The following is a 22,958-nucleotide window of genomic DNA, read 5'->3' on the forward strand; positions in this document are numbered from 1 at the left end:
CGTGCGCGGACAGGCTTTGGCCTGGCCGGGGTTACCGTATGTCCCGGGTCTCACACCGTGCACGACTGCCACCCAATTCCGTGAGACGAAGAGGAGAGCAGTACCATCTCTCATACGGAGTTCCGCCATGAAAAAGCTAGTCCCCGACCCACCTCCTACCTCTATCCCCCAACTCGACATCCCCGGCTTTTCGCTCATCACGCCACCCGGCACCGAGCAATGCAATGCACTGATGCACGCCTTGACCCTCACCGTTCAGCAAACCTACAGCGTCCTGCTGGACAGCGAGCCAGGCCCGCAGCGCGATGCCATGGCCATGAACATCCGTCTGCTGTGCCGAATGGTCTCTGCCCTGGCCGAACACTCGGACCTCCCCATCTAAAGCAAGGAGCGACAGGATGAGCACTTATCCACAAGACGCAGTAACAGCAGGCGTGCAGACCTTCGACCTTTTCAGCCTCAAGCCTAACGTGCCCTTTGACCATGCCTTCTCGCAGCTATCGGTGTTGCTCGGCTGCATCCGCCACCTCACCACCGAAGCAGAAATGGAGAACGACCGCATGGCCGGCAGCGCGGCGCGAATTCTCAGTGAAATGGCCAAGGCGCTGATCGACGATATGGAGCTGGGGCTGAACAAGCTTCTTCAATAAACCTCGAGCACATGGGGCTGCATAGCAGTCCCATCGCTGTGGCGAAACACTTCATCTGATTTGTCTCAAGATTTTTCATGAAATCCACCGACAACGCTTGAGCGAAGCAAAGTGGAAGTGAACAATGTTCTCTTTCGCATTCCCTCCGAGACTGGCCATGAAAACCCGTTCCCGTCTGCTCGCCTGGTTGCCGGCTGTACTGCTCGGCCCGGTGCTGGCGCTGTGCAGCACCCTGGCGCAGGCCGAAGCGCCCGCCGAGGCCGCCAAAGCCCTGCATTTGCTGGACTACATTGGCGCCGACTACCCGCCGACCGTGGAAAACGGCAAAGTCATCGACGACGGCGAATACCGTGAGCAGCAAGAATTCAGCGCGGTGTTGGCCGACCTGGTCAAAGGCCTGCCGGCCAACGCCGAGCAAGCCGGGCTTCAGCAGGGCGTGCAGGCGCTGCGCCAGGCCATCGACCAGCGCCAGGACGGCGCAGCGGTAGCCAAGCAGGCCCGCCAGCTGGGCGCTCGCCTGGCGGTGGCCTATGAGGTCAGCCAGGCCCCGGTGATCACCCCGGATCCTGCCCGTGGCGCCTCGCTGTATGCGCAGAACTGCTCGATCTGCCACGGTGATACCGGTGCCGGTGATGGCCCGGCAGGTGTGGGCCTGGAGCCAGCTCCGGCCAACCTGCGTGACATCGCTCGTCTCGACCAGTTAAGCCTGTTCGACCTCTACAACACCCTGGCCCTGGGCATCGACGGCACCGAAATGCCGTCCTTCGCCGACCAGCTCGACGAGCGCCAGCGTTGGGACGTGGCCGCCTACATCGCCAGCTTTACCGCCAAGCCTGAAGCGGCCAAGGGCGAGAAGACCTGGAACATCGCTGACCTGGCCCGCCAGACACCGGCCGAAGTCGCGGCAAACGAAGGCGCCGCGTCGGTCGAGGCGTTCCGCGCCCAGCGCGCCCAGCCGCCGCAGGTCAAGCGCGGCCCGTCGCAGTTGCTCGATTACACCGCCAGCACCCTGGACAAGAGCCTGGCGGCCTATCGTGCAGGCGATCACGACCAAGCCTACGACCTGTCGGTGGCGGCTTACCTGGAAGGCTTCGAACTGGTCGAAAGCTCGCTGGACAACATCGACACCGAAGCGCGCAAGAGCACCGAAAAGGCCCTGATGGCCTACCGTCAGTCGCTGCAGGACGGCCTGCCGGTCGCCCAGGCCGAACAACGTCTGGACGAAGCGAAAACCAAGCTCGGCCAGGCCGCCAAGCTGCTGGGCAGCGATGGCCTGAGCTGGTCGCTGAGCTTCATTTCCGGCCTGCTGATCTTGCTGCGAGAAGGCCTGGAAGCGATTCTGGTACTGGCCGCTGTGCTGGCCTTCCTGCGCAACACCGGGCAGCAGTCGGCCATCCGCAGCGTCAACATCGGTTGGGGCCTGGCGCTGGTTGCGGGCTTTGCCACCTGGGCCGTGGCGGCCTATGTGATCGACGTCGGTGGTGCCCAGCGTGAGCTTCTGGAAGGCAGCACAGCCTTGTTCGCCAGCGTCATGGTGCTGTGGCTGGGCGTGTGGATGCACGACCGCCGCCATGCTGCCGCCTGGCAGGACTACATCAAGAGCAGCCTGGTCAGTGGCGGCGGGCGCTTCGGTTTTGCCGTGCTGGCGTTCTTCTCGGTGTACCGCGAGCTGTTTGAAGTGATCCTGTTCTACGAAACCCTGTGGCTGCAGGCTGGCCCAGCTGGCCACCAGGCGGTGCTGGCCGGGGGCGCCACGGCGCTGGTGCTGCTGGTGGGCCTGGCGTGGGTGATCTTGCGCGGTTCGGCGAAGCTGCCGCTGTCGCTGTTCTTCAGCATCAACGCCGGGCTGCTGTGCGCCCTGTCGGTGGTGTTCGCCGGGCATGGCGTGAAGGCGCTGCAGGAGGCGGGCGTGCTGGGCACGCGGCCGGTGGCGTTCTTCGAGTTCGACTGGTTGGGGATTCACCCCGATGTGTACTCGCTGAGTGCACAGGCGGTGGCGTTGCTGGCCATTGTGGTGTTGTATGGGCGTAGTCGCCTGGCCGAGAAGCGCCGGGCTGCCGTTTAAAGCTGATGCTGCTGGCCTCTTCGCGGGTTTACCCGCGAAGAGGCCAGTGCAGGAAAGAAGAGATTTAACTGAATGCGCATCTGGATCGACGCCGACGCCTGCCCCAAGGCAGCCAAGGACCTGATCGTCAAATTCGCCCTCAAGCGCCAGCTCGAAGTGGTGATGGTGGCCGGCCAGGCCGTGGCCAAGCCGGCCTTCGCGATCGTCCGCCTCATCGTGGTGCCCAGCGGCATGGACGCGGCCGACGATTACCTGGTCGAGCACGCTGTGCCCGGCGAGCTAGTGATTTGCAGCGACGTACCGTTGGCCGACCGCCTGATCAAGAAGGGCGTAGCGGCCCTGGATCCACGTGGCCGAGAGTTCGATGAACGCAACATGGGCGAGCGCCTGGCGGTGCGCAACCTGTTCACCGAACTGCGCGAACAGGGCCAGGTCGGAGGCGGGCAGGCGCCCTATGGCGAACGCGAGAAGCAGGCGTTCGCCAATGCCCTGGATCGCATCCTGACCCGCCTGAGCAAGGGCTGATCACTCCCCTTCGTGGGTCAGCTCCAGCACTCGGTCTACCAGCTTGTAGATGCCGCTGGCTGCTTCACTGATCGACGTGGCCACCATGTAGGCCGGGGTGGTCACAAGCTTGCGCTGGGTGTCTTCGACGATGTCATGCACATCGCACGCTTCATGCTTGCCACCCATCTTTTCCACAGCCGCCGCGGTGCCGGCGTCATTGCCGATGGTGCAGATCACGCCGGGGCCATAGATCTTCGCCGCCAGCGCTGGCGAGATGCAGATCAGGCCAACCGGCTTGCAGGCCTCGGCAAAGGCTTCGGCCAGGCTCAATACATCTGGGTTCACCGTGCATTCGGCGCCTTCCACGGCAAAGTTGGAGAGGTTCTTAGCCGCGCCGAAACCGCCTGGCACGATCAACGCATCGAAGTCCTCGGCCTTGGCCTCACGGATGTCCTTCACCTCGCCACGGGCGATGCGCGCCGATTCGGTCAGTACATTGCGTGATTCGGGCATTTCCTGACCGGTCAGGTGGTCGATCACGTGCATCTGCGCGATGTTCGGCGCAAAGCACTGCACCTGTGCGCCGCGCTGGTCGAGGCGCAGCAGGGTGATCACGCTTTCGTGGATTTCGGCGCCGTCGTAGACGCCACAGCCGGAAAGAATCACCGCTACTTTCTTGGTCATGCTCATTACTCCATTTTCGAGGCGCTAAATGTCCTCTAGTTTGGCAGATGTGGCCATAGGGATTACTGCGGGCGCATCCTAATCTCTGTGGATAACCTTACCGAGCGTTGCCCATGGACCTGATTCTGCTGGCCGTGCCGTTCTTTTTCGTGCTGATCGCCGTGGAGCTGATTGCCGACCGCGTGCGCGGCCAGCGCAACTTCACCCTGGCCGATTCGATCAACAGCCTCAGCACCGGCGCGCTGTCCACCAGCACCGGCCTGCTGACCAAGGGGGTAGGGCTGCTGAGCTATGCGCTGGCCTGGGAGCACCTGGCGTTGTTGCGCCTGCCGCAGAACGCCGTTTGGGTCTGGCTGCTGGCCTTCGTGCTTTACGACTTGTGCTACTACTGGCTGCACCGCCTGGGCCATGAGCGCAACGTGTTGTGGGCGGCGCATTCGGTGCATCACCAGAGCGAGGAGTACAACCTCACCACGGCGTTGCGCCAAACCAGCAGCGGTTTCATCTTTTCGTGGATCTTCTACTTGCCGCTGGCGCTGATCGGCGTACCTGCGGTGGTGTTCATCACCGTGGCTTCGCTGAACCTGCTGTACCAGTTCTGGGTGCACACCCGGCACATCCCCAAGCTCGGCTGGCTTGAGTGGGTGCTGATCACACCGTCCAACCATCGCGTCCACCATGCGCAGAATCCTGCCTACTTGGATCGCAACTACGGCGGTGTGTTCATTATCTGGGACCGTCTGTTCGGCACGTTCAAGGAGGAGGACCCGGCCGAGCCGGTGGTGTTCGGCGTGACCACGCCTTTGGCCAGCTGGAACCCGCTGTGGGCCAACCTGCAGTTCTACGCCCAGCTGTTCAGCGATGCCCGTCGCACCCGCAGCTGGAAGGACAAGCTGCGCATCTGGTTCATGCCCACCGGCTGGCGCCCGGCTGATGTCGCGGCAGCTTATCCACAGGCGAAGCAGAACCTGGCGTTGTTCCGCAAGTTCGAGGTTGCCCTGGGCCGGGCGTGGCAGGTGTACGTGGTGGCGCAGTTCGCCGTCTACATCGCGCTGGGCAGTTATCTGATGGACGTGGCCGAGCGTGTGCCGAACGCCGCCCTGCTGCTTGGCTGGTCGCTGATGGTGTTCGGTCTGTTCGTGCTGGGGGCGGCCCTGGAGCGCCGGTCGTGGGCGGTGCGCCTGGAGCTGGCGCGCCTGCTGACGCTGGTGCCGGCGCTGTACCTGGCCGGCGCGTTGGGCTTAGCGGTGGTCGTGCCCGTGTTCTGGCTGCTTCTCGGTGCCTACCTGCTGCTCAGTGCTGGCGGGCTGCTCGTCTGCTGCCGCGCGACGCTCGGCGCGGATGGTGCGAAAGCGCCGGCGCAGCCAGAGCAGGCCACCCAGCAGCAACAGGCCGCCGAGCACCCATAGCTCGTATTTCTTGATGCTGCCCAGCATGCCTTCGAGGATGGCGCCGAAGTGGTAGGCCGCCAGGCCCAGTGCCAGTGCCCATACGGCGGCGCCGATGCCGTTGAGCAGCAGGTAGCGGCGCGGCGAGTAGCCGGACAGGCCGATGGCGATCGGCATCACCGTGCGCAGGCCATAGACGAAGCGGAAGCTCAGTACCCAGATGTCCGGGTGGCGGCGGATATGCTCCAGTGCCCGGTCACCCATGGCCTGCCAGCGCGGCTTGCGCGCCAGGATCTTGCGCCCGTGCCGCCGGCCCATGAAGTACCACAGCTGGTCGCCGGCGTAGCTGCCGCAGAAGGCCACCAGGACCACCAGCTTGATGTCCATGTATTCGCGGAACGCAAGGAATCCCGCAAGTACCAGAATGGTCTCGCCTTCGAAGAAGGTGCCTAGAAAAAGGGCAAAGTAGCCGAAATCCTGCAGGAATTGTTGGAGCATTTTCTGAGGTGCTGGCGAAATGAACGCGCAGCCTACCCCTTCGCGCGCATTCGTGAAAGTGTCCAAATGTGTCTCGACGTGAACATTTCCTGCACGGACAATACCGGCAGCCTTAAGTCGCGGCTTGCCTGAAGCTGTAACACAGGCGTCATAATGGGCGCTTATCTTGCCGCTCAATTGATCATAGGGCGTTAACGTCCTCAGGAACGTCAGATGAATAATGAAGTGCTAACCCCTGTCGCGATCAAGGATGCCCAGGCAGTCCCCGAAGAGATGGTTCAGACCCCGCCAGACCTGCCTGAGGTCGTGGAACCGGTGGTCGAAGTCGCCGCCCCGGCCCCCGCGCCTGCGCCGGCCATCGCCGTCCCGAGCCTGGACGACAGCAGCCTGTACATTCATCGCGAACTTTCGCAGTTGCAATTCAACATCCGCGTGCTGGAGCAGGCGCTGGACGAATCGTACCCGCTGCTCGAACGCCTCAAATTCCTGCTGATCTTCTCCAGCAACCTCGACGAGTTCTTCGAGATCCGCGTCGCTGGCCTGAAGAAGCAGATCAACTTCGCCCGCGAGCTGGCCGGCGCCGATGGCCTGCAGCCGCACCAGGCGCTGGCGCGCATCAGCGAGCTGGTGCACTTCGAAGTGGAGCGCCAGTACGCGATCCTCAACGACGTGCTGCTGCCGGAGCTGGAGAAGCACGCCATCCGCTTCATTCGTCGCCGTTACTGGACACCCAAGCTCAAGACCTGGGTGCGCCGCTTCTTCCGCGACGAGATCGCGCCGATCATCACCCCGATCGGCCTCGACCCGACCCACCCGTTCCCGCTGCTAGTGAACAAGAGTCTGAACTTCATCGTCGAGCTCGAAGGTGTCGACGCCTTTGGCCGCGATTCCGGTCTGGCGATCATCCCGGCCCCACGCCTGCTGCCGCGCGTCATTCGTGTGCCGGAAGACGTCGGTGGCCCAGGCGACAACTACGTCTTCCTGTCATCGATGATCCACGCCCACGCCGATGACCTGTTCCAGGGCATGAAGGTCAAGGGTTGCTACCAGTTCCGTCTGACCCGTAACGCCGACCTGGCGCTGGACTCCGAAGAAGTCGACGACCTGGCTCGCGCCCTGCGCGGTGAGCTGTTCTCGCGCCGCTACGGCGATGCCGTGCGCCTGGAAGTCGCCGACACCTGCCCGAAACACCTGTCTGACTACCTGCTCAAGCAGTTCAGCTTGAGCGAGAGCGAGCTCTACCAGGTCAACGGCCCGGTCAACCTGACCCGCCTGTTCAGCATCACCGGCCTGGACAGCCACCCGGAGCTGCAGTACACGCCGTTCACTCCGGCCATCCCCAAGCTGCTGCAGAACGCCGACAACATCTTCAGCGTGATCGGCAAGCAGGACATCCTGCTGATGCACCCGTTCGAATCCTTCACCCCGGTGATCGACCTGCTGCGCCAGGCCGCCAAGGACCCGCACGTGCTCGCCGTGCGCCAGACCCTGTACCGTTCCGGGGCCAACTCGGAGATTGTCGACGCATTGGTGGATGCGGCGCGTAACGGCAAGGAGGTCACCGCGGTGATCGAGCTGCGCGCGCGCTTCGACGAAGAGTCCAACCTGCAGATGGCCAGCCGCCTGCAGGCAGCCGGTGCGGTGGTGATCTACGGCGTGGTCGGCTTCAAGACCCACGCCAAGATGATGCTGATCCTGCGCCGCGAGCAGGGCGAGATCGTGCGCTATGCGCACCTGGGTACCGGTAACTACCACGCCGGCAACGCCCGCCTGTACACCGACTACAGCCTGCTGACCTCTGACGACGCCCTCACCGAGGACGTCGGCAAGCTGTTCAGCCAGCTGATCGGCATGGGCAAGACCCTGCGCATGAAGAAGCTGCTGCACGCGCCATTCACCCTGAAGAAGGGCATGCTCGACATGATCGCCCGGGAGACCCAGTTCGCGCTCGAAGGCAAGCCCGCGCACATCATCGCCAAGTTCAACTCGCTGACCGACGCCAAGGTCATCAAGGCGCTGTACAAGGCCAGCCAGTCGGGCGTGAAGATCGACCTGGTGGTACGTGGCATGTGCTGCCTGCGCCCAGGTATTCCGGGGGTTTCGCACAACATCCAGGTGCGCTCGATCATTGGCCGCTTCCTTGAGCACACGCGAGTGTTCTACTTCCTCAACGGCGGCGAAGAGCAGATCTACCTGTCCAGCGCCGACTGGATGGAACGCAACCTCGACAAGCGCGTCGAGACGTGCTTCCCGGTAGAGGGCAAGAAGCTGTTGCTGCGGGTGAAGAAGGAGCTGGAAGGCTATCTGACCGACAACACCCACGCCTGGACCCTGCAGCCTGACGGGCGCTACGTGCGCAGCACCCCGACCGGCAACCAGAACCCGCGCAGTGCCCAGGCGACCCTGCTGGAGCGCCTGAGCAACCCGCTCCTCAACGTACGCTGAGGACGAAGCCGACCCGGGCCAGCCACTCCGCCTCGTTGGCGAAGTCGGCCTGGGTCAGCTGGTTCTGTTCCAGCCAGCCTTCGGGGAACACCACTTCAAGGCTGTCTTCGCCGGCTTGCAGCTCCACCTTGGGCATCTGCTGGTTGCCACGAATGTGGTGGAACAGGATGGCGAAGCGCAGCAGCACGCACAGGCGAATCAGTTGCACGGCGTCGTCGCCGAATTCCGTGAACTTGTCCTTGGGGATGTTGCGGCGATGGCCGCGCACCAGCAAGGCCATCATCTGCTGCTCGTCGCGCGAGAAACCGGCCAGGTCGGAATGCTCGATCAGGTAGGCGCCGTGCTTGTGGTAATGGTAGTGGGCAATATCCAGGCCGATTTCATGGATCTTCGCCGCCCAGCCCAGCAGATCGCGCCAGTTTCCTTCTTCAAGCTTCCATGCCTTGGCCACCTGGTCGAAGGCGCTCAGGGCCTTGCGCTCGACCCGCGCCGCCTGGCCCTGGTCGGCGTGATAGCGCTCCATCAGCGAGTTCAGGGTGCGCTCGCGCACGTCCTCGTGGTGGTGGCGACCGAGCAGGTCGAACAGCACACCTTCGCGCAGGGCGCCGTCGCAGTGGTCCATGCGCTGCAGTTCGAGGGCGTCGAAGATCGCCTCGAGAATCGCCAGGCCAGCCGGGAAGATGGTGCGACGGTCGGGTTTGATGCCTTCGAAGTCGATCTTGTCGACCTCGCCGAGCTTGAACAGCTTGCGCTTGACCCAGGCCAGGCCCTCGGCATTGACCTCGCCGTTGCCCAGTCCACCGGCCTTGATCGCGGCGCCGATGGCGCGGATGGTGCCGGACGACCCGATGGCCTCGTCCCAGGTCAGGCGGTGCAGGGCGTTTTCGATGCTCATCAGCTCCAGGCGTGCGGCGGTGTAGGCCTGGGCGTAGCGCGCCGGGGTGATCTTGCCGTCGCGGAAATAGCGCTGGGTGAAGCTTACGCAGCCCATCTGCAGGCTTTCGCGCAGCAGCGGCTCGAAGCGCTGGCCAATGATGAACTCGGTACTGCCGCCGCCGATGTCGGCGACCAGGCGCTTGCCGGGGGTGTCGGCCAGGGTGTGCGATACACCGAGGTAGATCAGGCGTGCTTCTTCACGGCCGGAGATGACCTCTACCGGGTGGCCGAGGATGGCTTCGGCGCGCAGGATGAAGTTGTTGCGGTTGCGCGCTTCGCGCAGGGCGTTGGTGCCGACGATGCGCACGGAGCCTGCCGGCATGCCGTTGATCAGTTGGGCAAAACGCTTGAGGCATTCCAGGCCTCGCTCCATGGCTTCTTCGCTGAGCATGCGCTCATCGTCGATGCCGGCGGCCAGCTGAACCTTCTCGCCGAGCCGCTCGAGAATGCGGATTTCGGTGTGGTGCGCCTTGGCCACGACCATGTGGAAGCTGTTGGAGCCCAGGTCGATGGCGGCGATCAGGGACAGGTTCTTCGCGGAGGTATGCGGCATTCTGTGTGTTCTCGGTCGGTAACCCGGCAATCGTGCCACGATCCTTGGCTGACGCCAACGCGCACCACACCGGGCCTTGATGCAAGGCAATGTGCCATTCCATGCTATGACACTTGTGTGACAGTTTCGATTCGCGGCGTCTTGCACAACTATAGTTACACTCAATCGTCCGTGACTTCCTGTAGGGCCTGGGTGCCGCTATCATGGGCCACGTTTTTTTGCTTACGACCCTGGAGATATCCATGAGCAGCGATCTGATCAAACACGTCACCGACGCTACCTTCGAAGCCGAAGTCCTGAAGGCCGAAGGCGCGGTACTGGTCGACTACTGGGCTGAATGGTGCGGTCCATGCAAGATGATCGCTCCGGTTCTGGACGACATCGCCGCTGAATACGAAGGCAAGGTGACCATCGCCAAGCTGAACATCGACAACAACCAGGAAACCCCGGCCAAGCACGGCGTGCGTGGCATCCCGACCCTGATGCTGTTCAAGAACGGCAACGTCGAAGCCACCAAGGTCGGCGCCCTGTCGAAGTCGCAGCTGAAGGCGTTCCTTGACGCCAGCCTGTGATGTGATGTGAAAAAACCCCGCAAATGCGGGGTTTTTTCTTTTTCAGAGCACTAGACGCAGAAAAAAGCAAGTGTTACATTCGGCCTCGCACTGCTTCTCCAGTGCCCTCTGCACGCCGTCGCCGAAGCATCCCTAATTCGAATCAGTACGCGATCCTGTCGCCATCTAGCGGCGCGGCCTCATTAAGCCACAGCTTAATTCTCCCTTCTTACATGATTACGTCACTCCCCTTATGAACCTGACTGAACTCAAGCAAAAGCCGATTACCGATCTTTTGGAAATGGCCGAACAGATGGGCATCGAAAACATGGCCCGTTCGCGCAAACAGGACGTGATTTTCGCCCTGCTGAAGAAGCACGCGAAAAGCGGCGAAGAGATCTCGGGTGACGGCGTGCTGGAGATTCTCCAGGATGGTTTCGGTTTCCTGCGTTCGGCTGATGCGTCCTACCTGGCCGGCCCCGACGACATCTACGTCTCGCCAAGCCAGATCCGCCGTTTCAACCTGCGTACCGGCGACACCATCGTCGGCAAGATCCGCCCGCCGAAGGAAGGGGAGCGTTACTTCGCCCTGCTGAAGGTCGACACCATCAACTTCGATCGTCCGGAAAACGCGAAGAACAAGATCCTCTTCGAAAACCTGACGCCGCTGTTCCCGAACAAGCGCCTGAAGATGGAAGCCGGCAACGGCTCCACCGAAGACCTCACCGGCCGCGTCATCGACCTGTGCGCCCCGATCGGCAAAGGCCAGCGTGGCCTGATCGTCGCTCCGCCGAAAGCCGGTAAGACGATCATGCTGCAGAACATCGCGGCGAACATTACCCGCAACAACCCCGAGTGCCACCTGATCGTCCTGCTGATCGACGAGCGCCCGGAAGAAGTGACCGAAATGCAGCGCACCGTGCGCGGCGAAGTGGTTGCCTCGACCTTCGACGAGCCGCCAACCCGCCACGTGCAGGTTGCCGAAATGGTCATCGAGAAGGCCAAGCGCCTGGTCGAGCACAAGAAGGACGTGGTCATCCTGCTGGACTCCATCACCCGTCTGGCGCGTGCCTACAACACCGTGATCCCGAGCTCCGGCAAGGTGCTGACCGGTGGTGTCGACGCCCACGCCCTGGAGAAGCCGAAGCGCTTCTTCGGCGCTGCGCGTAACATCGAGGAAGGCGGTTCGCTGACCATCATCGCCACCGCGCTGGTCGAAACCGGCTCGAAGATGGACGAAGTGATCTACGAAGAGTTCAAGGGTACCGGCAACATGGAGCTGCCCCTGGATCGTCGCATCGCTGAAAAGCGCGTGTTCCCGGCCATCAACATCAACCGCTCCGGCACCCGCCGCGAAGAGCTGCTGACCGCCGACGACGAACTGCAGCGCATGTGGATCCTGCGCAAGCTGCTGCACCCGATGGACGAGATCGCCGCCATCGAGTTCCTGGTCGACAAGCTCAAGCAGACCAAGACCAACGACGAGTTCTTCCTGTCGATGAAGCGCAAGTAAGATCGTCGTACCACGCGAAAAGCCGGGGAAACCCGGCTTTTTGCTATCTGTACTTTGGCTATTGCGGCCCTATCGGCGCTACACTCTGCACCCCGACCGATACGGCCAACACGAGGCTCATGCATGCAGTATCGCGATTTGCGCGACTTCATCCGTGGCCTGGAGCAGCGCGGTGAACTCAAGCGCATCCAGGTTCCGATTTCCCCTGTCCTGGAAATGACCGAGGTCTGCGACCGCACCCTGCGCGCCAAGGGTCCGGCCTTGCTGTTCGAAAAGCCCACCGGCTTCGACATCCCGGTACTGGGCAACCTGTTCGGCACGCCAGAGCGCGTGGCCATGGGCATGGGCGCCGAGTCGGTCGACGAACTGCGCGAGATCGGCAAGCTGCTGGCCTTCCTCAAGGAGCCCGAGCCGCCGAAAGGCCTGAAGGACGCCTGGTCCAAGCTGCCAATCTTCAAGAAGGTCGTGTCGATGGCGCCGAAGGTGGTCAAGGACGCGGTATGTCAGGAAGTGGTCATCGAGGGAGACGATGTCGACCTCGGCCAGCTGCCGATCCAGCACTGCTGGCCAGGCGACGTTGCGCCGCTGATCACCTGGGGCCTGACCGTGACCCGCGGTCCGAACAAGGACCGTCAGAACCTGGGCATCTATCGCCAGCAGGTGATCGGCCGCAACAAGGTGATCATGCGCTGGCTGAGCCACCGTGGCGGCGCCCTGGATTATCGCGAGTGGTGCGAAAAGAACCCAGGCCAGCCGTTCCCGGTCGCCGTGGCCCTGGGCGCTGACCCGGCCACCATCCTTGGCGCCGTGACTCCCGTGCCGGACACCCTTTCCGAATACGCCTTCGCCGGCCTGCTGCGCGGCAACCGCACCGAGCTGGTCAAGTGCCGTGGCAGCAACCTGCAGGTGCCGGCCACCGCCGAGATCATCCTCGAAGGCGTGATTCACCCGGGCGAAATGGCCCCGGAAGGCCCGTATGGCGATCACACCGGCTACTACAACGAAGTGGACAGCTTCCCGGTGTTCACCGTCGAGCGCATCACTCACCGACAGAAGCCGATCTACCACAGCACCTACACTGGCCGGCCGCCGGATGAGCCGGCGATCCTGGGTGTGGCACTGAACGAAGTGTTCGTGCCGATCCTGCAGAAGCAGTTCCCGGAAATCGTCGACTTCTACCTGCCGCCGGAAGGCTGCTCGTACCGCATGGCGGTGGTGACCATGAAAAAGCAGTACCCAGGCCACGCCAAGCGCGTGATGCTGGGTGTGTGGTCGTTCCTGCGACAGTTCATGTACACCAAGTTCGTTATTGTCACCGATGACGATATCAACGCCCGCGACTGGAACGATGTGATCTGGGCCATCACCACGCGCATGGACCCCAAGCGTGATACGGTGATGATCGACAACACGCCGATCGACTACCTGGACTTCGCGTCGCCGGTATCGGGGCTGGGGTCGAAGATGGGCCTGGACGCCACGCACAAGTGGCCGGGCGAGACTACACGCGAATGGGGCCGGGTCATCGTCAAGGACGAGGCCGTCACCCGCCGTATCGATGAGCTGTGGGATCAGTTGGGAATAGATTGATGCAGGTAACGTTGCAGCCGTCCGGGGCGGTGCTGGCGCTCGAACCCGGGGAACGGATCCTGGATGGAGCGCGGCGGCTGGGCTATGACTGCCCGAACAGCTGCCGCAATGGCAATTGCCATGTCTGCGCCGCGTTGTTGGTCGAAGGAAGCGTGCGTCAGGACGGTGAAGTCCGTGACCATGGCGAGTTGTTCACCTGCATTGCCGAACCGCTGGAGGACTGTGTGTTGCTCTGGGATGGTGTGCTTGCCTTGGGTGAGCTGCCAGTGCGCAAGCTGGCGTGCAGCGTGAGCGAATGCGTCGAGGTCGGTGGCGACGTCTGGCGGGTGCGCCTGCGTGCGCCGGCCGGCAAGCCGCCGCGCTACCATGCCGGGCAGTACCTGATGATCGAGCGTGAGGGTGGCAAGCCGGCGGCCTTCTCGCTCGCCTCTGCGCCGCATTCCGGGCGAGAGCTCGAGTTGCATGTGCTGGCCCGCGAAGCCAGTGCGCTGCAGCTGTTGGCGCAGCTGCAGCGTGATCGCGTGGCGCGTATCGAAATGCCGTTCGGCGATACCCACCTGGCCGAGTTGCCTGACGGACCGCTGGTGCTGATTGCCGCTGGCACCGGCATGGGCCAGATGCACAGCCTGGTCGAACATTGCCGTGCCCAGGGCTTCAAGCATCCGGTGCACCTGTACTGGGGTGTCCGTCGCCCGGAGGACTTCTACAGCATCGAGCACTGGGCTGAATGGGAGCGCTTGCCCAACCTGTTCCTGCACAAGGTGGTCAGCGACCTGTGTGGCTGGGAAGGGCGTTGCGGCATGCTGCATGAAGCGGTATGCGAGGACGTGAAAGACCTCAATACCGTGCATGTGTATGCCAGCGGTTCGCCGAACATGGTCTACGCCACCCTCGACGCCCTGGTCGAGGCCGGCATGGATGCGCACCGCATGCGCGCCGATGTGTTTGCCTACGCACCACGCGGTTAATAACCGAAGTTCCAACTAGCGGGTATAAGGCGGTAATTGTTACCGCCTGCGCCACTAACTTTCACCGCCTTCGAAACAATAATTCCCAGTCGTCGGAACAGTGCGTGAAACTTTCGCGCCAGGGCTTGAGCATTGCCCGGTTTCTATCCTATGGTTAATGCAAGCGCCCATGGCGCGGCGGCGCAGGCCGCATGACACACGACTCTCGCTACATCTGTAGTACACGGGGAATAATGGCGGCAGTTATGTCGGCACTTGAAAGTTTGTCCTGGGAAGTTGCCTATCCTCCGACGCTCGACTTCGGCCAGCAACTGACCCGTGAGCAATTGCTCAACTCCATGCACATGACCATGTCTCGCCATGAAGGTGGCCCTGTCTGGTTGTTTGCCTATGGCTCGTTGATCTGGCGCCCGGAATGTAATTCCGTGGAGCGCCAACGGGCGCGAGTGCATGGTTATCACCGTGGGTTGTACCTGTGGTCGCACGAGCACCGGGGCACGCCGGAAACGCCCGGCCTGGTGTTCGGCCTGGATCGCGGCGGCTCCTGCAGCGGGTTTGCCTACCGCCTGGATGAAAGCAACCTCGATGATTCGCTGATGGCCCTGTGGCAGCGGGAAATGCCTTATCCGGCGTATCGGCCGCACTGGCTCAGTTGCCGACTGGGCGATGGCAGCAAGGTGCAGGCGTTGGGGTTCGTGCTGGAGCGGCATCTGCCGTGCTATGCGGGCAATTTGCCGGATACGCTGCTCAGCCAGATCTTGGCCAGTGCCAAGGGGCGCTATGGCACCACGCGGGACTATGTCGAGCAGACATTGAATGCGTTGCGCAGCCATCAGATGCCGGATCGCAATCTGGAGGCGCGGTTCAGGCGCTGCCATAACCTGCACGGGCCTCTTCGCGGCGGTTCGACGCCTCGATAAACCCGCGAAGAGGCCAGACCTGCCTTACTTGGCCAGTACCACCAACTTACCCACAGCCCGCCGCTGCCCAAGTTCTTCAATGGCAGCCCCGGCTTCAGCCAGTGGATAAGTCTTCGATACCAAGGGTTTCAACTTGCCCTCGGCATGCCAGGCAAACAATTGCCGGAAGTTCGCCGCATTGTCCTCGGGTTGGCGCTGGGCAAACGCCCCCCAGAACACCCCAAGTACCGCCGCCCCCTTGAGCAGCACCAGGTTCGCCGCCATCTGCGGTATCGTCCCGCTGGCAAACCCCACCACCAGCAGCCGGCCCTGCCACGCCAGCCCGCGCACGGCCTGGTCGAACAGCTCGCCACCCACCGGGTCGTAGATCACATCCACGCCCTGACCGCCGGTCAGGCGCTTGATTTCTTCCTTGAGGCTGGCCTGGCTGTAGTCGATCAGTTCGTCAGCCCCGGCAGCCTTGGCGACGGCGAGTTTCTCGGCGCTGCTGGCGGCGGCAATCACTTTTGCACCCATGGCCTTGCCGATTTCCACCGCTGCCAGGCCAACACCACCGGATGCACCGAGCACCAGCAGGGTTTCGCCTGGCTGCAACTGGCCGCGCTGCTTGAGGGCATGCATCGAGGTGCCATAGGTCATGCCGAACGCCGCTGCGGTGGCAAAATCCATCTGCTCGGGGATCGGCATCACGTTGTAGAAGGGCACCGCCACCTGCTCGGCGAACGCTCCCCAGCCGGTGAGGGCCATCACCCGGTCGCCCACCTTGAAGGTGCCGGCCCGTTCGCCGACAGCAGCGACCACGCCGGCGGCCTCACCACCAGGCGAGAATGGCAGCGGTGGCTGGAACTGGTACTTGCCTTCGATGATCAGCGTGTCGGGGAAGTTGACCCCGGCAGCCTGCACATCGAGCAGGATCTCGTTCTTCTTCGGCACCGGGCTGGCCACGTCTTCCAGCACCAGGTCACGAGCCGGGCCCAGGGTTTTGCACAACACAGCTTTCATCGGGGCTATTCCTTTGCGTGTAGTGGCCGATAAGTGTAGGAGGGTCGCCTGCCGGGTCAACGAGCATGCCCCGCCCTGATGTGCTGACATAAGTGCCGGCACAAGCCCGTGCTTGGGTTTGCGCGGCATGCTGGGTAAGCTGGCGCCAATTGTTTTGAGGAGCGAATTCGTGAAAGCGTGGATCTTGATGGTACTGGCGCTGATGCTGCCAGCGGCGGCCATGGCCGAGGAAGCCAAGGAAGGGGAGCCGAAAGTTTCCTACATCACCCTGAGCCCACCCTTCGTCGGCAACTACGCCCTCGATGGCAGCCCCAAGCTGCGCGTGTACAAGGCCGATGTGGCCCTGCGCGTGACCGGTGATGCCGCCGCGGCTGCGGTCAAGCACCAGGAACCGCTGATCCGCAACCAGCTGGTGGCACTGTTCACCCAGCAGACGGTGGATAGCATGAGCAACGTCGACGCCAAGGAGAAGCTGCGCCAGGAAGCGTTGAAGCAGGTGCAGCAGGTGATGGAATCGGAAGAGGGCAAGCCGATTGTCGAGGATCTGCTGTTCAATAACCTGATTGTGCAGTAAGCAAGGCTCGTTGATTTCGCAGCAGGTCGGATGTTCATCTGAGTATGCGATTCCTGTGGGAGCGGGCTTGTCCCGCGAAGAAGGCACCGCGGTGCTTGGCACCGGCTTCGCCGGTGTTCGCGGGGCAAGCCCGCTCCCACAGTTGACCTCGTTTGCTCTGCGAAGCAGAGTCAGCGCGCCAGCGCGATGATCGCCGCCCACTGCTCTTCAGTTACCGGCATCACTGATAACCGCGTGCCTTTCTGCACCAGCGGCAACTCTGCCAGCGCACTCTGCTGCTTCAGCAGGCCCAACCCCAGCACCTGGCGGAAGGTCTTCACGTGGGCCACGTCCACCGCGCTCCAAGGGTTTTTCTCGGCATTGGCCTTGGCGTCGAAGTAATGGCTTTCCGGGTCCAGTGCCGTCGGGTCCGGGTAGGCCGCAGCAATGATGCGGGCGATGCCGGCAATGCCCGGTTGCGGGCAGCTGGAGTGGTAGAAAAAGAACTCGTCGCCTACGTTCATGGCCCGCATGAAATTGCGCGCCTGGTAGTTGCGTACGCCATCCCAGCGCGCCTCGCCCAGGCGGCCCAGGCCTTCGATCGAGAGCTCGTCGGGCTCGGATTTCATCAGCCAATAGGCCATGGATACTGCTCCTGAAAAGGTTTGAAATAACCTGTTGCACGAAACCGACAGCCGGTTGGCGTCAACGTTTGCGTGACGACTCAGGTTGTCGGAAAATGCGCCGATTTTAAAGCTAGACGCTCCGGCGGCACCTAGAAGGTCGCCGAGCCTGAACGTATGCCTAGGGGGGCATTCTTCGATGAATCAACGCAAACCGGATCTACTGTGGATCCTGGTCTTCATCTTTGGCCTTGGTGTGGTCACCACCGGTTATGCCCAGGGAATCTGGGAGCGCAAGCTGGATACCGCCTATCAGACGCCGGTCGACGCCAACCCACAGCAACGCTGATATCCCCTCGCTGACGCCGCCTATTTCGGCGCCAGGTACCAGCCACGGTCGCTGACCGTGCCCTGCAGTGGTACGTCCCAACTGGCCTGCGCCAGCCGCTCGACCTTCTGGCATTCATGCGCCAACCCCAGCAGCAGCGGTTTCTTCCAGGTCTTGCGACGTGCCTGGTAGGCCAGGCTACGGTCGTAGAACCCCCCGCCCATGCCCAATCGCCCACCGACTTCATCGAAGCCGACCAGCGGCAGCAGGATCAGGTCCAGCGACCAGATCGGGCGCTGGCGCCGACGATCGGTCAACGGCTCGGGAATGCGGAAGCGGTTACGCTTGAGCTTTTCGCCCTGTTCGAAACGCTGGAACACCATGCGCGTGCGTGGCCAGGCATGCAGTACCGGCAGGTAGGTGCGCTTGCCCCGGCGCTGGGCCTCGCGCAGCAGCAGGCGCGGGTCGATTTCACCGTCATTGGGCAGGTACAGGGCGATATGCCGGGCACGGCGGAACAAGGGGTGCTGCGCCAATTGGCGGTACAGGCCGCGTGAAGCCTGGTGTTGCTGGGCGGGGGAAAGGGCGCGGCGGGCATTGCGAAGCAGGCGACGAAGCTGGGGGCGTGTAAGCGGCGCAGTTTCAGTCATGGCACTGGCGATCCCAGGTGTCGGATTGCCCAGCAGGGCGCTGGGCAGGAAGAATCAGGCTCCCCGATAAGACCGCTATCGGTGTAGCCCTTGAACCCGAAAGTTCAAGGTGGAGATTGCAGGGGGCGTTAAGGCTTTCCGTCGGGCGGACATGCACACCGGCCCCAGCGTGCAACCCCCGTGGTTGTGCGTATCGGCTCAGGGACATAACCGACTGGCGCATCCCCCAGGGAGTGGCGCCAGTATACCAATCTCAGCCGTTTTTGGTACCCGCATCGTCGGACAAAGCCTGATCGACCCGCTCCAGCAGGTCACGCACCTGTTCACGGCTGGTGCCACTCACCGGCGCGTCGCTGCGATCCTCCTGGCGGTGCAGCATCTCGTGAGTGATGTTCAACGCAGCCATCACCGCAATACGGTCGGCACCGATCACCTTGCCGCTGCTGCGGATCTCGCGCATCTTGCCGTCCAGGTAGCGCGCGGCGCTGACCAGGTTGTTGCGCTCTTCCGGCGGGCAGATGATCGAATACTCCTTGTCGAGGATCTGCACGGTGACGCTATTGCTTGAACTCATGAGTCTTGCTCCAGGGCCTTCAGGCGTAAAATCATCGACTCGACCTTGCGCTTGGCGATCTCGTTCTTTTCGATGAGGTGGGCGCGCTCCTCGCGCCAGGATTTTTCCTGAGCTACTAGGAGTGCATTTTGCCGTTTTAGTTGCTCGACGCGTTCGATCAGCAACTCGAATCGGCTCATCAGCGCTTGCAGGTCGTTCTCTTGCGTGGGTTGCACTCGATTCGCTCCGTCGTTGAATCACCCTGCGATGATGCCTCTCCCTGCGCAGCGGCGGCCAGTGCCGATGGTCTTGGCGCGCCTGCCGGTGCTAGGATACAAGGTCTTCATTCTAGTCAAATGCGCCGTCTGGCGCCTAGCCGACCATGCCTAATACTCAATCGCCTTACGTTGCTTTTGCCATGCTGCTCTCGAGCAATGGCCATCCTGTCACCCCTGCCGAGCTGCACGGCCTGCTGATCGGGCGCAGCTGCGCCGGTGCCGGCTTCGATGCCGAGGCCTGGCTGGCCGACGCCGCCCAACTGCTGGAAACCGAACCCGGCGACACCGTGCGCAATGCCCTGATCGGCCTGCAAGAGATGGTCAAGGGCGAGCTGAACAGCGAGGACATGGCCATCGTCCTGCTGCTGCCGAGCGACGATGCCGCACTGGCCGACCGCGCCGAGGCGCTGGGCCAGTGGTGCCAGGGCTTCATCACCGGCTTCGGTCTGAACGCCGGTGGCAAGGACCTGTCTACCGAAGCCAAGGAAGTGCTGCAGGACCTGGTGGCCATTTCCCAGGTCCAGGAAGCCCTTGAAGAATCCGAAGACGGCGAGAGCGACTACATGGAAGTCATGGAGTACCTGCGCGTCGCACCGCTGCTGCTGTACACGGAGCTGGCGGCGCCTGCCGCACCCGCGCCAAAACCTTCGCTGCACTGATCAACCGGGGGTAGTTCTGCCCATGAGCCACATACCCAAGGCCGAGTATGCCCGTCGGCGCAAGGCGCTGATGGCGCAGATGGTCCCCAACAGCATTGCGATCCTGCCGGCTGCCGCGGTTGCCATCCGCAACCGCGATGTCGAGCACGTGTACCGCCAGGACAGCGATTTCCAGTACCTCAGCGGCTTCCCCGAGCCTGAGGCAGTGATCGCACTGATCCCAGGCCGCGAGCATGGCGAGTACGTGCTGTTCTGCCGCGAGCGCAACCCTGAGCGCGAACAATGGGACGGCCTGCGTGCCGGCCAGGAAGGCGCGGTCCGGGACTTTGGCGCGGACGATGCCTTCCCGATCACCGATATCGACGAGATCCTGCCGGGCCTGATCGAAGGTCGCGAACGGGTCTACAGTGCCATGGGCAGCAACGCCGAGTTCGACCGCCGCTTGATGGACTGGATCAACGTGATCCGCTCCAAGGCGCGCCTCGGTGCCCAGCCGCCGAACGAGTTCGTTGCGCTGGATCATCTGCTGCACGACATGCGCCTGTATAAATCGGCAGCGGAAGTGAAGGTGATGCGTGCCGCCGCAGATATCTCTGCGCGCGCCCATGTACGGGCCATGCAGGCCTGCCGGGCCGGGCTGCACGAGTACAGCCTGGAAGCCGAGCTGGACTACGAGTTCCGCAAGGGTGGGGCGAAGATGCCGGCCTACGGCTCGATCGTCGCCGCCGGGCGCAATGGCTGCATCCTGCACTACCAGCAGAACGATGCCCCGCTCAAGGACGGTGACCTGGTGCTGATCGATGCCGGTTGCGAGATCGACTGCTACGCCAGCGATATCACCCGTACCTTCCCGGTCAGCGGGCGTTTTTCGCCCGAACAGAAGGCCATCTACGAGCTGGTGCTCAAGGCCCAGGCCGCCGCCTTTGCCGAGATCGCCCCAGGCAAGCACTGGAACCACGCCCACGAGGCAACCGTGCGAGTCATCACCGAAGGCCTGGTAGAGCTCGGTTTGCTCAAGGGAGAGGTGCAGGCGCTGATCGACAGCGAGGCCTACCGGGCCTTCTACATGCACCGTGCCGGGCACTGGCTGGGCATGGATGTGCACGATGTTGGCGAATACAAGGTGGGTGGCGAGTGGCGGGTGCTGGAGCCTGGCATGGCGTTGACTGTCGAGCCAGGCATCTACATTGCCGCCGACAACGAGTTGGTCGCGAAGAAATGGCGCGGCATCGGCATCAGGATCGAGGACGACGTGGTAGTGACCAGGCAAGGCTGTGACATTCTGACCTCGGGTGTGCCCCGTACTGTCGCCGAGATCGAGGCGCTGATGCAGGCTGCACGTAAGGACGCGGCATGAATCGGGTCAATCTGGCGATCATCGGCGGTGGCCTGGTGGGCGCAAGCCTTGCCCTGGCCCTGCAGGCCGGCGCCAAGGCGCGTGGCTGGAAGATCCTGCTGATCGAGCCGTTCGCCCCCGGCGACAGTTTCCAGCCCAGCTACGACGCACGTTCCTCGGCATTGTCTTTCGGCACCCGGCAGATCTATCAGCACCTTGGCCTGTGGCAAACCATCAGCTCGCGTGCCGAGCCGATCCGGCAGATCCAGGTCTCTGATCGGGGCCGTTTCGGTGCTACCCGCCTGGATGCCATGGAAGAGGGCGTGCCGGCCCTGGGTTACGTGGTGGAGAACGCCTGGCTCGGCCAGTGCCTGTGGCAAGGGCTGGACAGCGAAGTGGTGAGCTGGCGCTGCCCGGCCGAAGTGAAGGCGATGCAGGCCATCGAAGGTGGCTACCGCCTGCTGCTGGACGACGACACCAGCCTGGAATGCGACCTGGCGGTGCTGGCTGACGGTGGCCGCTCTGGCTTGCGCGAGCAACTGGGTATCCATGTGCGTCGTACTCCCTACGAGCAGAGCGCGCTGATCGCCAACATCACCCCAGGCGAGGCCCACTGCGGCCAAGCCTTCGAGCGCTTCACCGAGCAAGGTCCGATGGCCCTGCTGCCATTGCCGGAAAACCGCTGCGCGCTGGTCTGGACGCGACAGGGGATGGATGCCCGGCGCCTGGCCGAAATCGACGAGCGCAGCTTCCTGCGCGAGCTGCAGGATGCCTTTGGCTATCGCCTCGGCGCCCTGCGCCAGGTCGGTGCGCGACACCTTTACCCGCTGGCGCTGATCGAAGCCCAGGAACAGGTACGCCCACACCTGGTAGTGCTGGGCAACGCCGCGCACAGCCTGCACCCGATTGCCGGGCAGGGCTTCAACCTGTCGCTGCGTGACGTGCAGTCGCTGGCCGATGCGCTGCTGGCCGGCCCGCAGCATCCGGGTGATCTTGCCAGCCTGCAGGCCTATCACCAGCGCCAGCGGCTCGACCAGGCCCTGACCATTGGCTTCTCCGACCAGGTCACCCGGCTGTTCGGCAGCAACCAGCCGTTGCTGGCGGCCGGGCGCAATATCGGCCTGCTCGGGCTCGACCTGCTGCCACCGGCAAAAAGCTGGTTCGCCCGCCAGGCCATGGGCCTAGGCACCCGCCCCGATCCGCGGGGCCAGGCATGAGTGATGAATCACGTCGGCTGGCGCGCCGTGCGCGCATCATGCGATGGCGGCTGAAGCTGTACTTGCCGTACCTCGGCGCAGGCATCCGCGTCCAACACATAAGCCCGGACCTGCGCAGCGCCAAGGTGTGCATGAAGTTGACCCGCTGGAACCGCAACTTCGTCGGCACCCAGTTCGGTGGCAGCCTGTATGCCATGGTCGATCCGTTCTACATGCTGTTGCTGATCGAGCGCCTGGGGCGCGATTACATCGTCTGGGACAAGGCCGCCAGCATCGACTTCATCAGCCCGGGCAAAGGCACGGTGTACGCCGAATTCCACGTCGATGACGCGCTGCTGGACGAGATCCGCCAGCAGACCGCCACCGGCAAGAAGTACCTGCCGCGTGTGCAGGTCGATATCCGTGACGAAGCCGGCGAGCTGGTGGCACGGGTCGATAAAACCCTATACGTGCGGCTCAAGCCGCAAGCGAGGCAGGCGTAAGGCATGGAA

General features: G+C 63.0%; 24 protein-coding genes, 1 other RNA gene and 1 pseudogene. 17 read left to right on the forward strand and 9 right to left on the reverse strand.

The window, feature by feature from the left end:
• Nucleotides 1-127 precede the first annotated feature (127 nt).
• The 4 genes from ACIPZ8_RS03855 (at nucleotide 128) to ACIPZ8_RS03870 (ending at nucleotide 3,240) form a co-directional block, all read left to right on the forward strand.
• Nucleotides 128-382, forward strand: a complete 255-nt coding sequence (locus ACIPZ8_RS03855) for a hypothetical protein (RefSeq protein WP_400719801.1) — start codon at nucleotides 128-130, stop codon at nucleotides 380-382.
• A 16-nt stretch (nucleotides 383-398) separates the two neighbouring features.
• Nucleotides 399-650: a DUF3077 domain-containing protein gene (locus ACIPZ8_RS03860; protein ID WP_400719803.1), complete on the forward strand. Its 252-nt coding sequence runs from the start codon at nucleotides 399-401 to the stop codon at nucleotides 648-650.
• Between the two features lie 124 nt (nucleotides 651-774).
• On the forward strand, nucleotides 775-2,715 hold the full coding sequence (locus ACIPZ8_RS03865; protein ID WP_400719805.1) for an FTR1 family protein: 1,941 nt from the start codon (nucleotides 775-777) through the stop codon (nucleotides 2,713-2,715).
• A gap of 72 nt (nucleotides 2,716-2,787) precedes the next feature.
• Nucleotides 2,788-3,240 carry a YaiI/YqxD family protein gene (locus ACIPZ8_RS03870; protein WP_103446197.1) on the forward strand — a complete coding sequence of 151 codons (453 nt, stop codon included), beginning with the start codon at nucleotides 2,788-2,790 and terminating at the stop codon, nucleotides 3,238-3,240.
• Here ACIPZ8_RS03870 and elbB read toward each other — a convergent pair whose 3' ends face one another.
• The gene (elbB, locus tag ACIPZ8_RS03875; RefSeq protein ID WP_400719807.1) at nucleotides 3,241-3,906 is read right to left on the reverse strand and encodes an isoprenoid biosynthesis glyoxalase ElbB; all 666 of its coding nucleotides are present in this window, start codon (nucleotides 3,904-3,906) and stop codon (nucleotides 3,241-3,243) included.
• Nucleotides 3,907-4,019: 113 nt separating this feature from the next.
• Between elbB and ACIPZ8_RS03880 the strand changes: the two are divergent.
• Nucleotides 4,020-4,646 (forward strand): annotated as a pseudogene (locus tag ACIPZ8_RS03880) (sterol desaturase family protein); the annotation flags it as partial.
• A gap of 501 nt (nucleotides 4,647-5,147) precedes the next feature.
• Here ACIPZ8_RS03880 and ACIPZ8_RS03885 read toward each other — a convergent pair.
• Nucleotides 5,148-5,792, reverse strand: coding sequence for a DedA family protein (locus ACIPZ8_RS03885; protein WP_400719809.1), 645 nt, complete (start codon nucleotides 5,790-5,792; stop codon nucleotides 5,148-5,150).
• Between the two features lie 213 nt (nucleotides 5,793-6,005).
• On the opposite strand from ACIPZ8_RS03885, the gene ppk1 reads away from it, so the two are divergent.
• Entirely contained in the window at nucleotides 6,006-8,237 is a 2,232-nt protein-coding gene (ppk1, locus tag ACIPZ8_RS03890) for a polyphosphate kinase 1 (RefSeq protein WP_400719811.1), read from the forward strand.
• Here the strand turns inward: ppk1 and ppx are convergent.
• A complete protein-coding gene (gene ppx, locus ACIPZ8_RS03895; protein ID WP_400719813.1) occupies nucleotides 8,224-9,726 on the reverse strand; it encodes an exopolyphosphatase in 1,503 nt (500 codons plus the stop codon). The two genes, ppk1 and ppx, sit on opposite strands and share 14 nt — an antisense overlap.
• A gap of 242 nt (nucleotides 9,727-9,968) precedes the next feature.
• Between ppx and trxA the strand changes: the two genes are divergently transcribed.
• From trxA to ACIPZ8_RS03920, 5 genes are all read left to right on the forward strand, one after another.
• Nucleotides 9,969-10,298 carry a thioredoxin TrxA gene (gene trxA / locus ACIPZ8_RS03900; RefSeq protein WP_294335681.1) on the forward strand — a complete coding sequence of 110 codons (330 nt, stop codon included), beginning with the start codon at nucleotides 9,969-9,971 and terminating at the stop codon, nucleotides 10,296-10,298.
• Between the two features lie 232 nt (nucleotides 10,299-10,530).
• The gene (rho, locus tag ACIPZ8_RS03905) at nucleotides 10,531-11,790 is read left to right on the forward strand and encodes a transcription termination factor Rho (RefSeq protein WP_003253661.1); all 1,260 of its coding nucleotides are present in this window, start codon (nucleotides 10,531-10,533) and stop codon (nucleotides 11,788-11,790) included.
• Between the two features lie 123 nt (nucleotides 11,791-11,913).
• Complete coding sequence (ubiD, locus tag ACIPZ8_RS03910) at nucleotides 11,914-13,380, forward strand: 4-hydroxy-3-polyprenylbenzoate decarboxylase (RefSeq protein ID WP_027920866.1); 1,467 nt, start codon at nucleotides 11,914-11,916, stop codon at nucleotides 13,378-13,380.
• Complete coding sequence (locus ACIPZ8_RS03915; RefSeq protein WP_400719815.1) at nucleotides 13,380-14,348, forward strand: CDP-6-deoxy-delta-3,4-glucoseen reductase; 969 nt, start codon at nucleotides 13,380-13,382, stop codon at nucleotides 14,346-14,348. The genes ubiD and ACIPZ8_RS03915 overlap by 1 nt, the downstream gene beginning before the upstream one ends.
• A 245-nt stretch (nucleotides 14,349-14,593) precedes the next feature.
• Nucleotides 14,594-15,268, forward strand: coding sequence for a gamma-glutamylcyclotransferase (locus tag ACIPZ8_RS03920; RefSeq protein WP_400719817.1), 675 nt, complete (start codon nucleotides 14,594-14,596; stop codon nucleotides 15,266-15,268).
• A 24-nt stretch (nucleotides 15,269-15,292) separates the two neighbouring features.
• Here the strand turns inward: ACIPZ8_RS03920 and ACIPZ8_RS03925 are convergent, their stop codons facing one another.
• A complete protein-coding gene (locus ACIPZ8_RS03925) occupies nucleotides 15,293-16,270 on the reverse strand; it encodes an NADPH:quinone oxidoreductase family protein (RefSeq protein ID WP_400719819.1) in 978 nt (325 codons plus the stop codon).
• A 169-nt stretch (nucleotides 16,271-16,439) separates the two neighbouring features.
• On the opposite strand from ACIPZ8_RS03925, the gene ACIPZ8_RS03930 reads away from it, so the two are divergent.
• Complete coding sequence (locus tag ACIPZ8_RS03930) at nucleotides 16,440-16,844, forward strand: flagellar basal body-associated protein FliL (protein WP_027920870.1); 405 nt, start codon at nucleotides 16,440-16,442, stop codon at nucleotides 16,842-16,844.
• Nucleotides 16,845-17,014: 170 nt separating this feature from the next.
• Here ACIPZ8_RS03930 and ACIPZ8_RS03935 read toward each other — a convergent pair whose 3' ends face one another.
• Nucleotides 17,015-17,467 carry an EVE domain-containing protein gene (locus ACIPZ8_RS03935; protein ID WP_400719821.1) on the reverse strand — a complete coding sequence of 151 codons (453 nt, stop codon included), beginning with the start codon at nucleotides 17,465-17,467 and terminating at the stop codon, nucleotides 17,015-17,017.
• Between the two features lie 178 nt (nucleotides 17,468-17,645).
• On the opposite strand from ACIPZ8_RS03935, the gene ACIPZ8_RS03940 reads away from it, so the two are divergent.
• Nucleotides 17,646-17,795 carry a hypothetical protein gene (locus ACIPZ8_RS03940; protein WP_165837333.1) on the forward strand — a complete coding sequence of 50 codons (150 nt, stop codon included), beginning with the start codon at nucleotides 17,646-17,648 and terminating at the stop codon, nucleotides 17,793-17,795.
• A 20-nt stretch (nucleotides 17,796-17,815) separates the two neighbouring features.
• On the opposite strand, the gene ACIPZ8_RS03945 is transcribed toward ACIPZ8_RS03940, so the two are convergent.
• The 4 genes from ACIPZ8_RS03945 to ACIPZ8_RS03960 all read right to left on the reverse strand — a co-directional run bounded on the left by ACIPZ8_RS03945 (nucleotide 17,816) and on the right by ACIPZ8_RS03960 (nucleotide 19,177).
• Nucleotides 17,816-18,424: a 5-formyltetrahydrofolate cyclo-ligase gene (locus ACIPZ8_RS03945; protein WP_400719823.1), complete on the reverse strand. Its 609-nt coding sequence runs from the start codon at nucleotides 18,422-18,424 to the stop codon at nucleotides 17,816-17,818.
• A 56-nt stretch (nucleotides 18,425-18,480) separates the two neighbouring features.
• Nucleotides 18,481-18,660: non-coding RNA, 6S RNA (ssrS, locus tag ACIPZ8_RS03950), on the reverse strand.
• Nucleotides 18,661-18,677: 17 nt separating this feature from the next.
• The gene (locus tag ACIPZ8_RS03955; protein WP_079230148.1) at nucleotides 18,678-18,998 is read right to left on the reverse strand and encodes a cell division protein ZapA; all 321 of its coding nucleotides are present in this window, start codon (nucleotides 18,996-18,998) and stop codon (nucleotides 18,678-18,680) included.
• The gene (locus ACIPZ8_RS03960; protein WP_029886233.1) at nucleotides 18,995-19,177 is read right to left on the reverse strand and encodes a TIGR02449 family protein; all 183 of its coding nucleotides are present in this window, start codon (nucleotides 19,175-19,177) and stop codon (nucleotides 18,995-18,997) included. Before ACIPZ8_RS03960 ends, ACIPZ8_RS03955 begins: the two co-directional genes overlap by 4 nt.
• 182 nt (nucleotides 19,178-19,359) lie before the next feature.
• Here ACIPZ8_RS03960 and ACIPZ8_RS03965 point away from each other — a divergent pair, with 182 nt between their 5' ends.
• The 4 genes from ACIPZ8_RS03965 to ACIPZ8_RS03980 are packed head-to-tail and all read left to right on the forward strand — an operon-like array spanning nucleotide 19,360 to nucleotide 22,949.
• Complete coding sequence (locus tag ACIPZ8_RS03965) at nucleotides 19,360-19,914, forward strand: YecA family protein (protein WP_027920874.1); 555 nt, start codon at nucleotides 19,360-19,362, stop codon at nucleotides 19,912-19,914.
• Nucleotides 19,915-19,936: 22 nt separating this feature from the next.
• Nucleotides 19,937-21,271 (forward strand): Xaa-Pro aminopeptidase, encoded by a 1,335-nt coding sequence (pepP, locus tag ACIPZ8_RS03970; RefSeq protein ID WP_400719826.1) that lies wholly within the window; start codon nucleotides 19,937-19,939, stop codon nucleotides 21,269-21,271.
• Nucleotides 21,268-22,467 (forward strand): 2-octaprenyl-6-methoxyphenyl hydroxylase, encoded by a 1,200-nt coding sequence (gene ubiH / locus ACIPZ8_RS03975; RefSeq protein WP_400719828.1) that lies wholly within the window; start codon nucleotides 21,268-21,270, stop codon nucleotides 22,465-22,467. The genes pepP and ubiH overlap by 4 nt, the downstream gene beginning before the upstream one ends.
• Nucleotides 22,464-22,949, forward strand: coding sequence for a DUF4442 domain-containing protein (locus ACIPZ8_RS03980; RefSeq protein ID WP_400719830.1), 486 nt, complete (start codon nucleotides 22,464-22,466; stop codon nucleotides 22,947-22,949). Before ubiH ends, ACIPZ8_RS03980 begins: the two co-directional genes overlap by 4 nt.
• Nucleotides 22,950-22,958: the final 9 nt, after the last annotated feature.

Origin of the sequence: Pseudomonas sp. NPDC089422, from assembly GCF_044749405.1 — a bacterium.
Lineage (GTDB): Bacteria > Pseudomonadota > Gammaproteobacteria > Pseudomonadales > Pseudomonadaceae > Aquipseudomonas.

Excerpts from the sequence above, each read along its gene's own strand:
- ACIPZ8_RS03855 (WP_400719801.1), top strand. The coding sequence starts at position 128 with ATGAAAAAGCTAGTCCCCGACCCACCTCCTACCTCTATCCCCCAACTC.
- ACIPZ8_RS03860 (WP_400719803.1), top strand. The coding sequence starts at position 399 with ATGAGCACTTATCCACAAGACGCAGTAACAGCAGGCGTGCAGACCTTC.
- ACIPZ8_RS03865 (WP_400719805.1), top strand. The coding sequence starts at position 775 with ATGTTCTCTTTCGCATTCCCTCCGAGACTGGCCATGAAAACCCGTTCC.
- ACIPZ8_RS03870 (WP_103446197.1), top strand. The coding sequence starts at position 2,788 with ATGCGCATCTGGATCGACGCCGACGCCTGCCCCAAGGCAGCCAAGGAC.
- elbB (WP_400719807.1), bottom strand. The coding sequence starts at position 3,906 with ATGACCAAGAAAGTAGCGGTGATTCTTTCCGGCTGTGGCGTCTACGAC.
- ACIPZ8_RS03885 (WP_400719809.1), bottom strand. The coding sequence starts at position 5,792 with ATGCTCCAACAATTCCTGCAGGATTTCGGCTACTTTGCCCTTTTTCTA.
- ppk1 (WP_400719811.1), top strand. The coding sequence starts at position 6,006 with ATGAATAATGAAGTGCTAACCCCTGTCGCGATCAAGGATGCCCAGGCA.
- ppx (WP_400719813.1), bottom strand. The coding sequence starts at position 9,726 with ATGCCGCATACCTCCGCGAAGAACCTGTCCCTGATCGCCGCCATCGAC.
- trxA (WP_294335681.1), top strand. The coding sequence starts at position 9,969 with ATGAGCAGCGATCTGATCAAACACGTCACCGACGCTACCTTCGAAGCC.
- rho (WP_003253661.1), top strand. The coding sequence starts at position 10,531 with ATGAACCTGACTGAACTCAAGCAAAAGCCGATTACCGATCTTTTGGAA.
- ubiD (WP_027920866.1), top strand. The coding sequence starts at position 11,914 with ATGCAGTATCGCGATTTGCGCGACTTCATCCGTGGCCTGGAGCAGCGC.
- ACIPZ8_RS03915 (WP_400719815.1), top strand. The coding sequence starts at position 13,380 with ATGCAGGTAACGTTGCAGCCGTCCGGGGCGGTGCTGGCGCTCGAACCC.
- ACIPZ8_RS03920 (WP_400719817.1), top strand. The coding sequence starts at position 14,594 with ATGTCGGCACTTGAAAGTTTGTCCTGGGAAGTTGCCTATCCTCCGACG.
- ACIPZ8_RS03925 (WP_400719819.1), bottom strand. The coding sequence starts at position 16,270 with ATGAAAGCTGTGTTGTGCAAAACCCTGGGCCCGGCTCGTGACCTGGTG.
- ACIPZ8_RS03935 (WP_400719821.1), bottom strand. The coding sequence starts at position 17,467 with ATGGCCTATTGGCTGATGAAATCCGAGCCCGACGAGCTCTCGATCGAA.
- ACIPZ8_RS03940 (WP_165837333.1), top strand. The coding sequence starts at position 17,646 with ATGAATCAACGCAAACCGGATCTACTGTGGATCCTGGTCTTCATCTTT.
- ACIPZ8_RS03945 (WP_400719823.1), bottom strand. The coding sequence starts at position 18,424 with ATGACTGAAACTGCGCCGCTTACACGCCCCCAGCTTCGTCGCCTGCTT.
- ACIPZ8_RS03955 (WP_079230148.1), bottom strand. The coding sequence starts at position 18,998 with ATGAGTTCAAGCAATAGCGTCACCGTGCAGATCCTCGACAAGGAGTAT.
- ACIPZ8_RS03960 (WP_029886233.1), bottom strand. The coding sequence starts at position 19,177 with ATGAGCCGATTCGAGTTGCTGATCGAACGCGTCGAGCAACTAAAACGG.
- ACIPZ8_RS03965 (WP_027920874.1), top strand. The coding sequence starts at position 19,360 with ATGCCTAATACTCAATCGCCTTACGTTGCTTTTGCCATGCTGCTCTCG.
- pepP (WP_400719826.1), top strand. The coding sequence starts at position 19,937 with ATGAGCCACATACCCAAGGCCGAGTATGCCCGTCGGCGCAAGGCGCTG.
- ubiH (WP_400719828.1), top strand. The coding sequence starts at position 21,268 with ATGAATCGGGTCAATCTGGCGATCATCGGCGGTGGCCTGGTGGGCGCA.
- ACIPZ8_RS03980 (WP_400719830.1), top strand. The coding sequence starts at position 22,464 with ATGAGTGATGAATCACGTCGGCTGGCGCGCCGTGCGCGCATCATGCGA.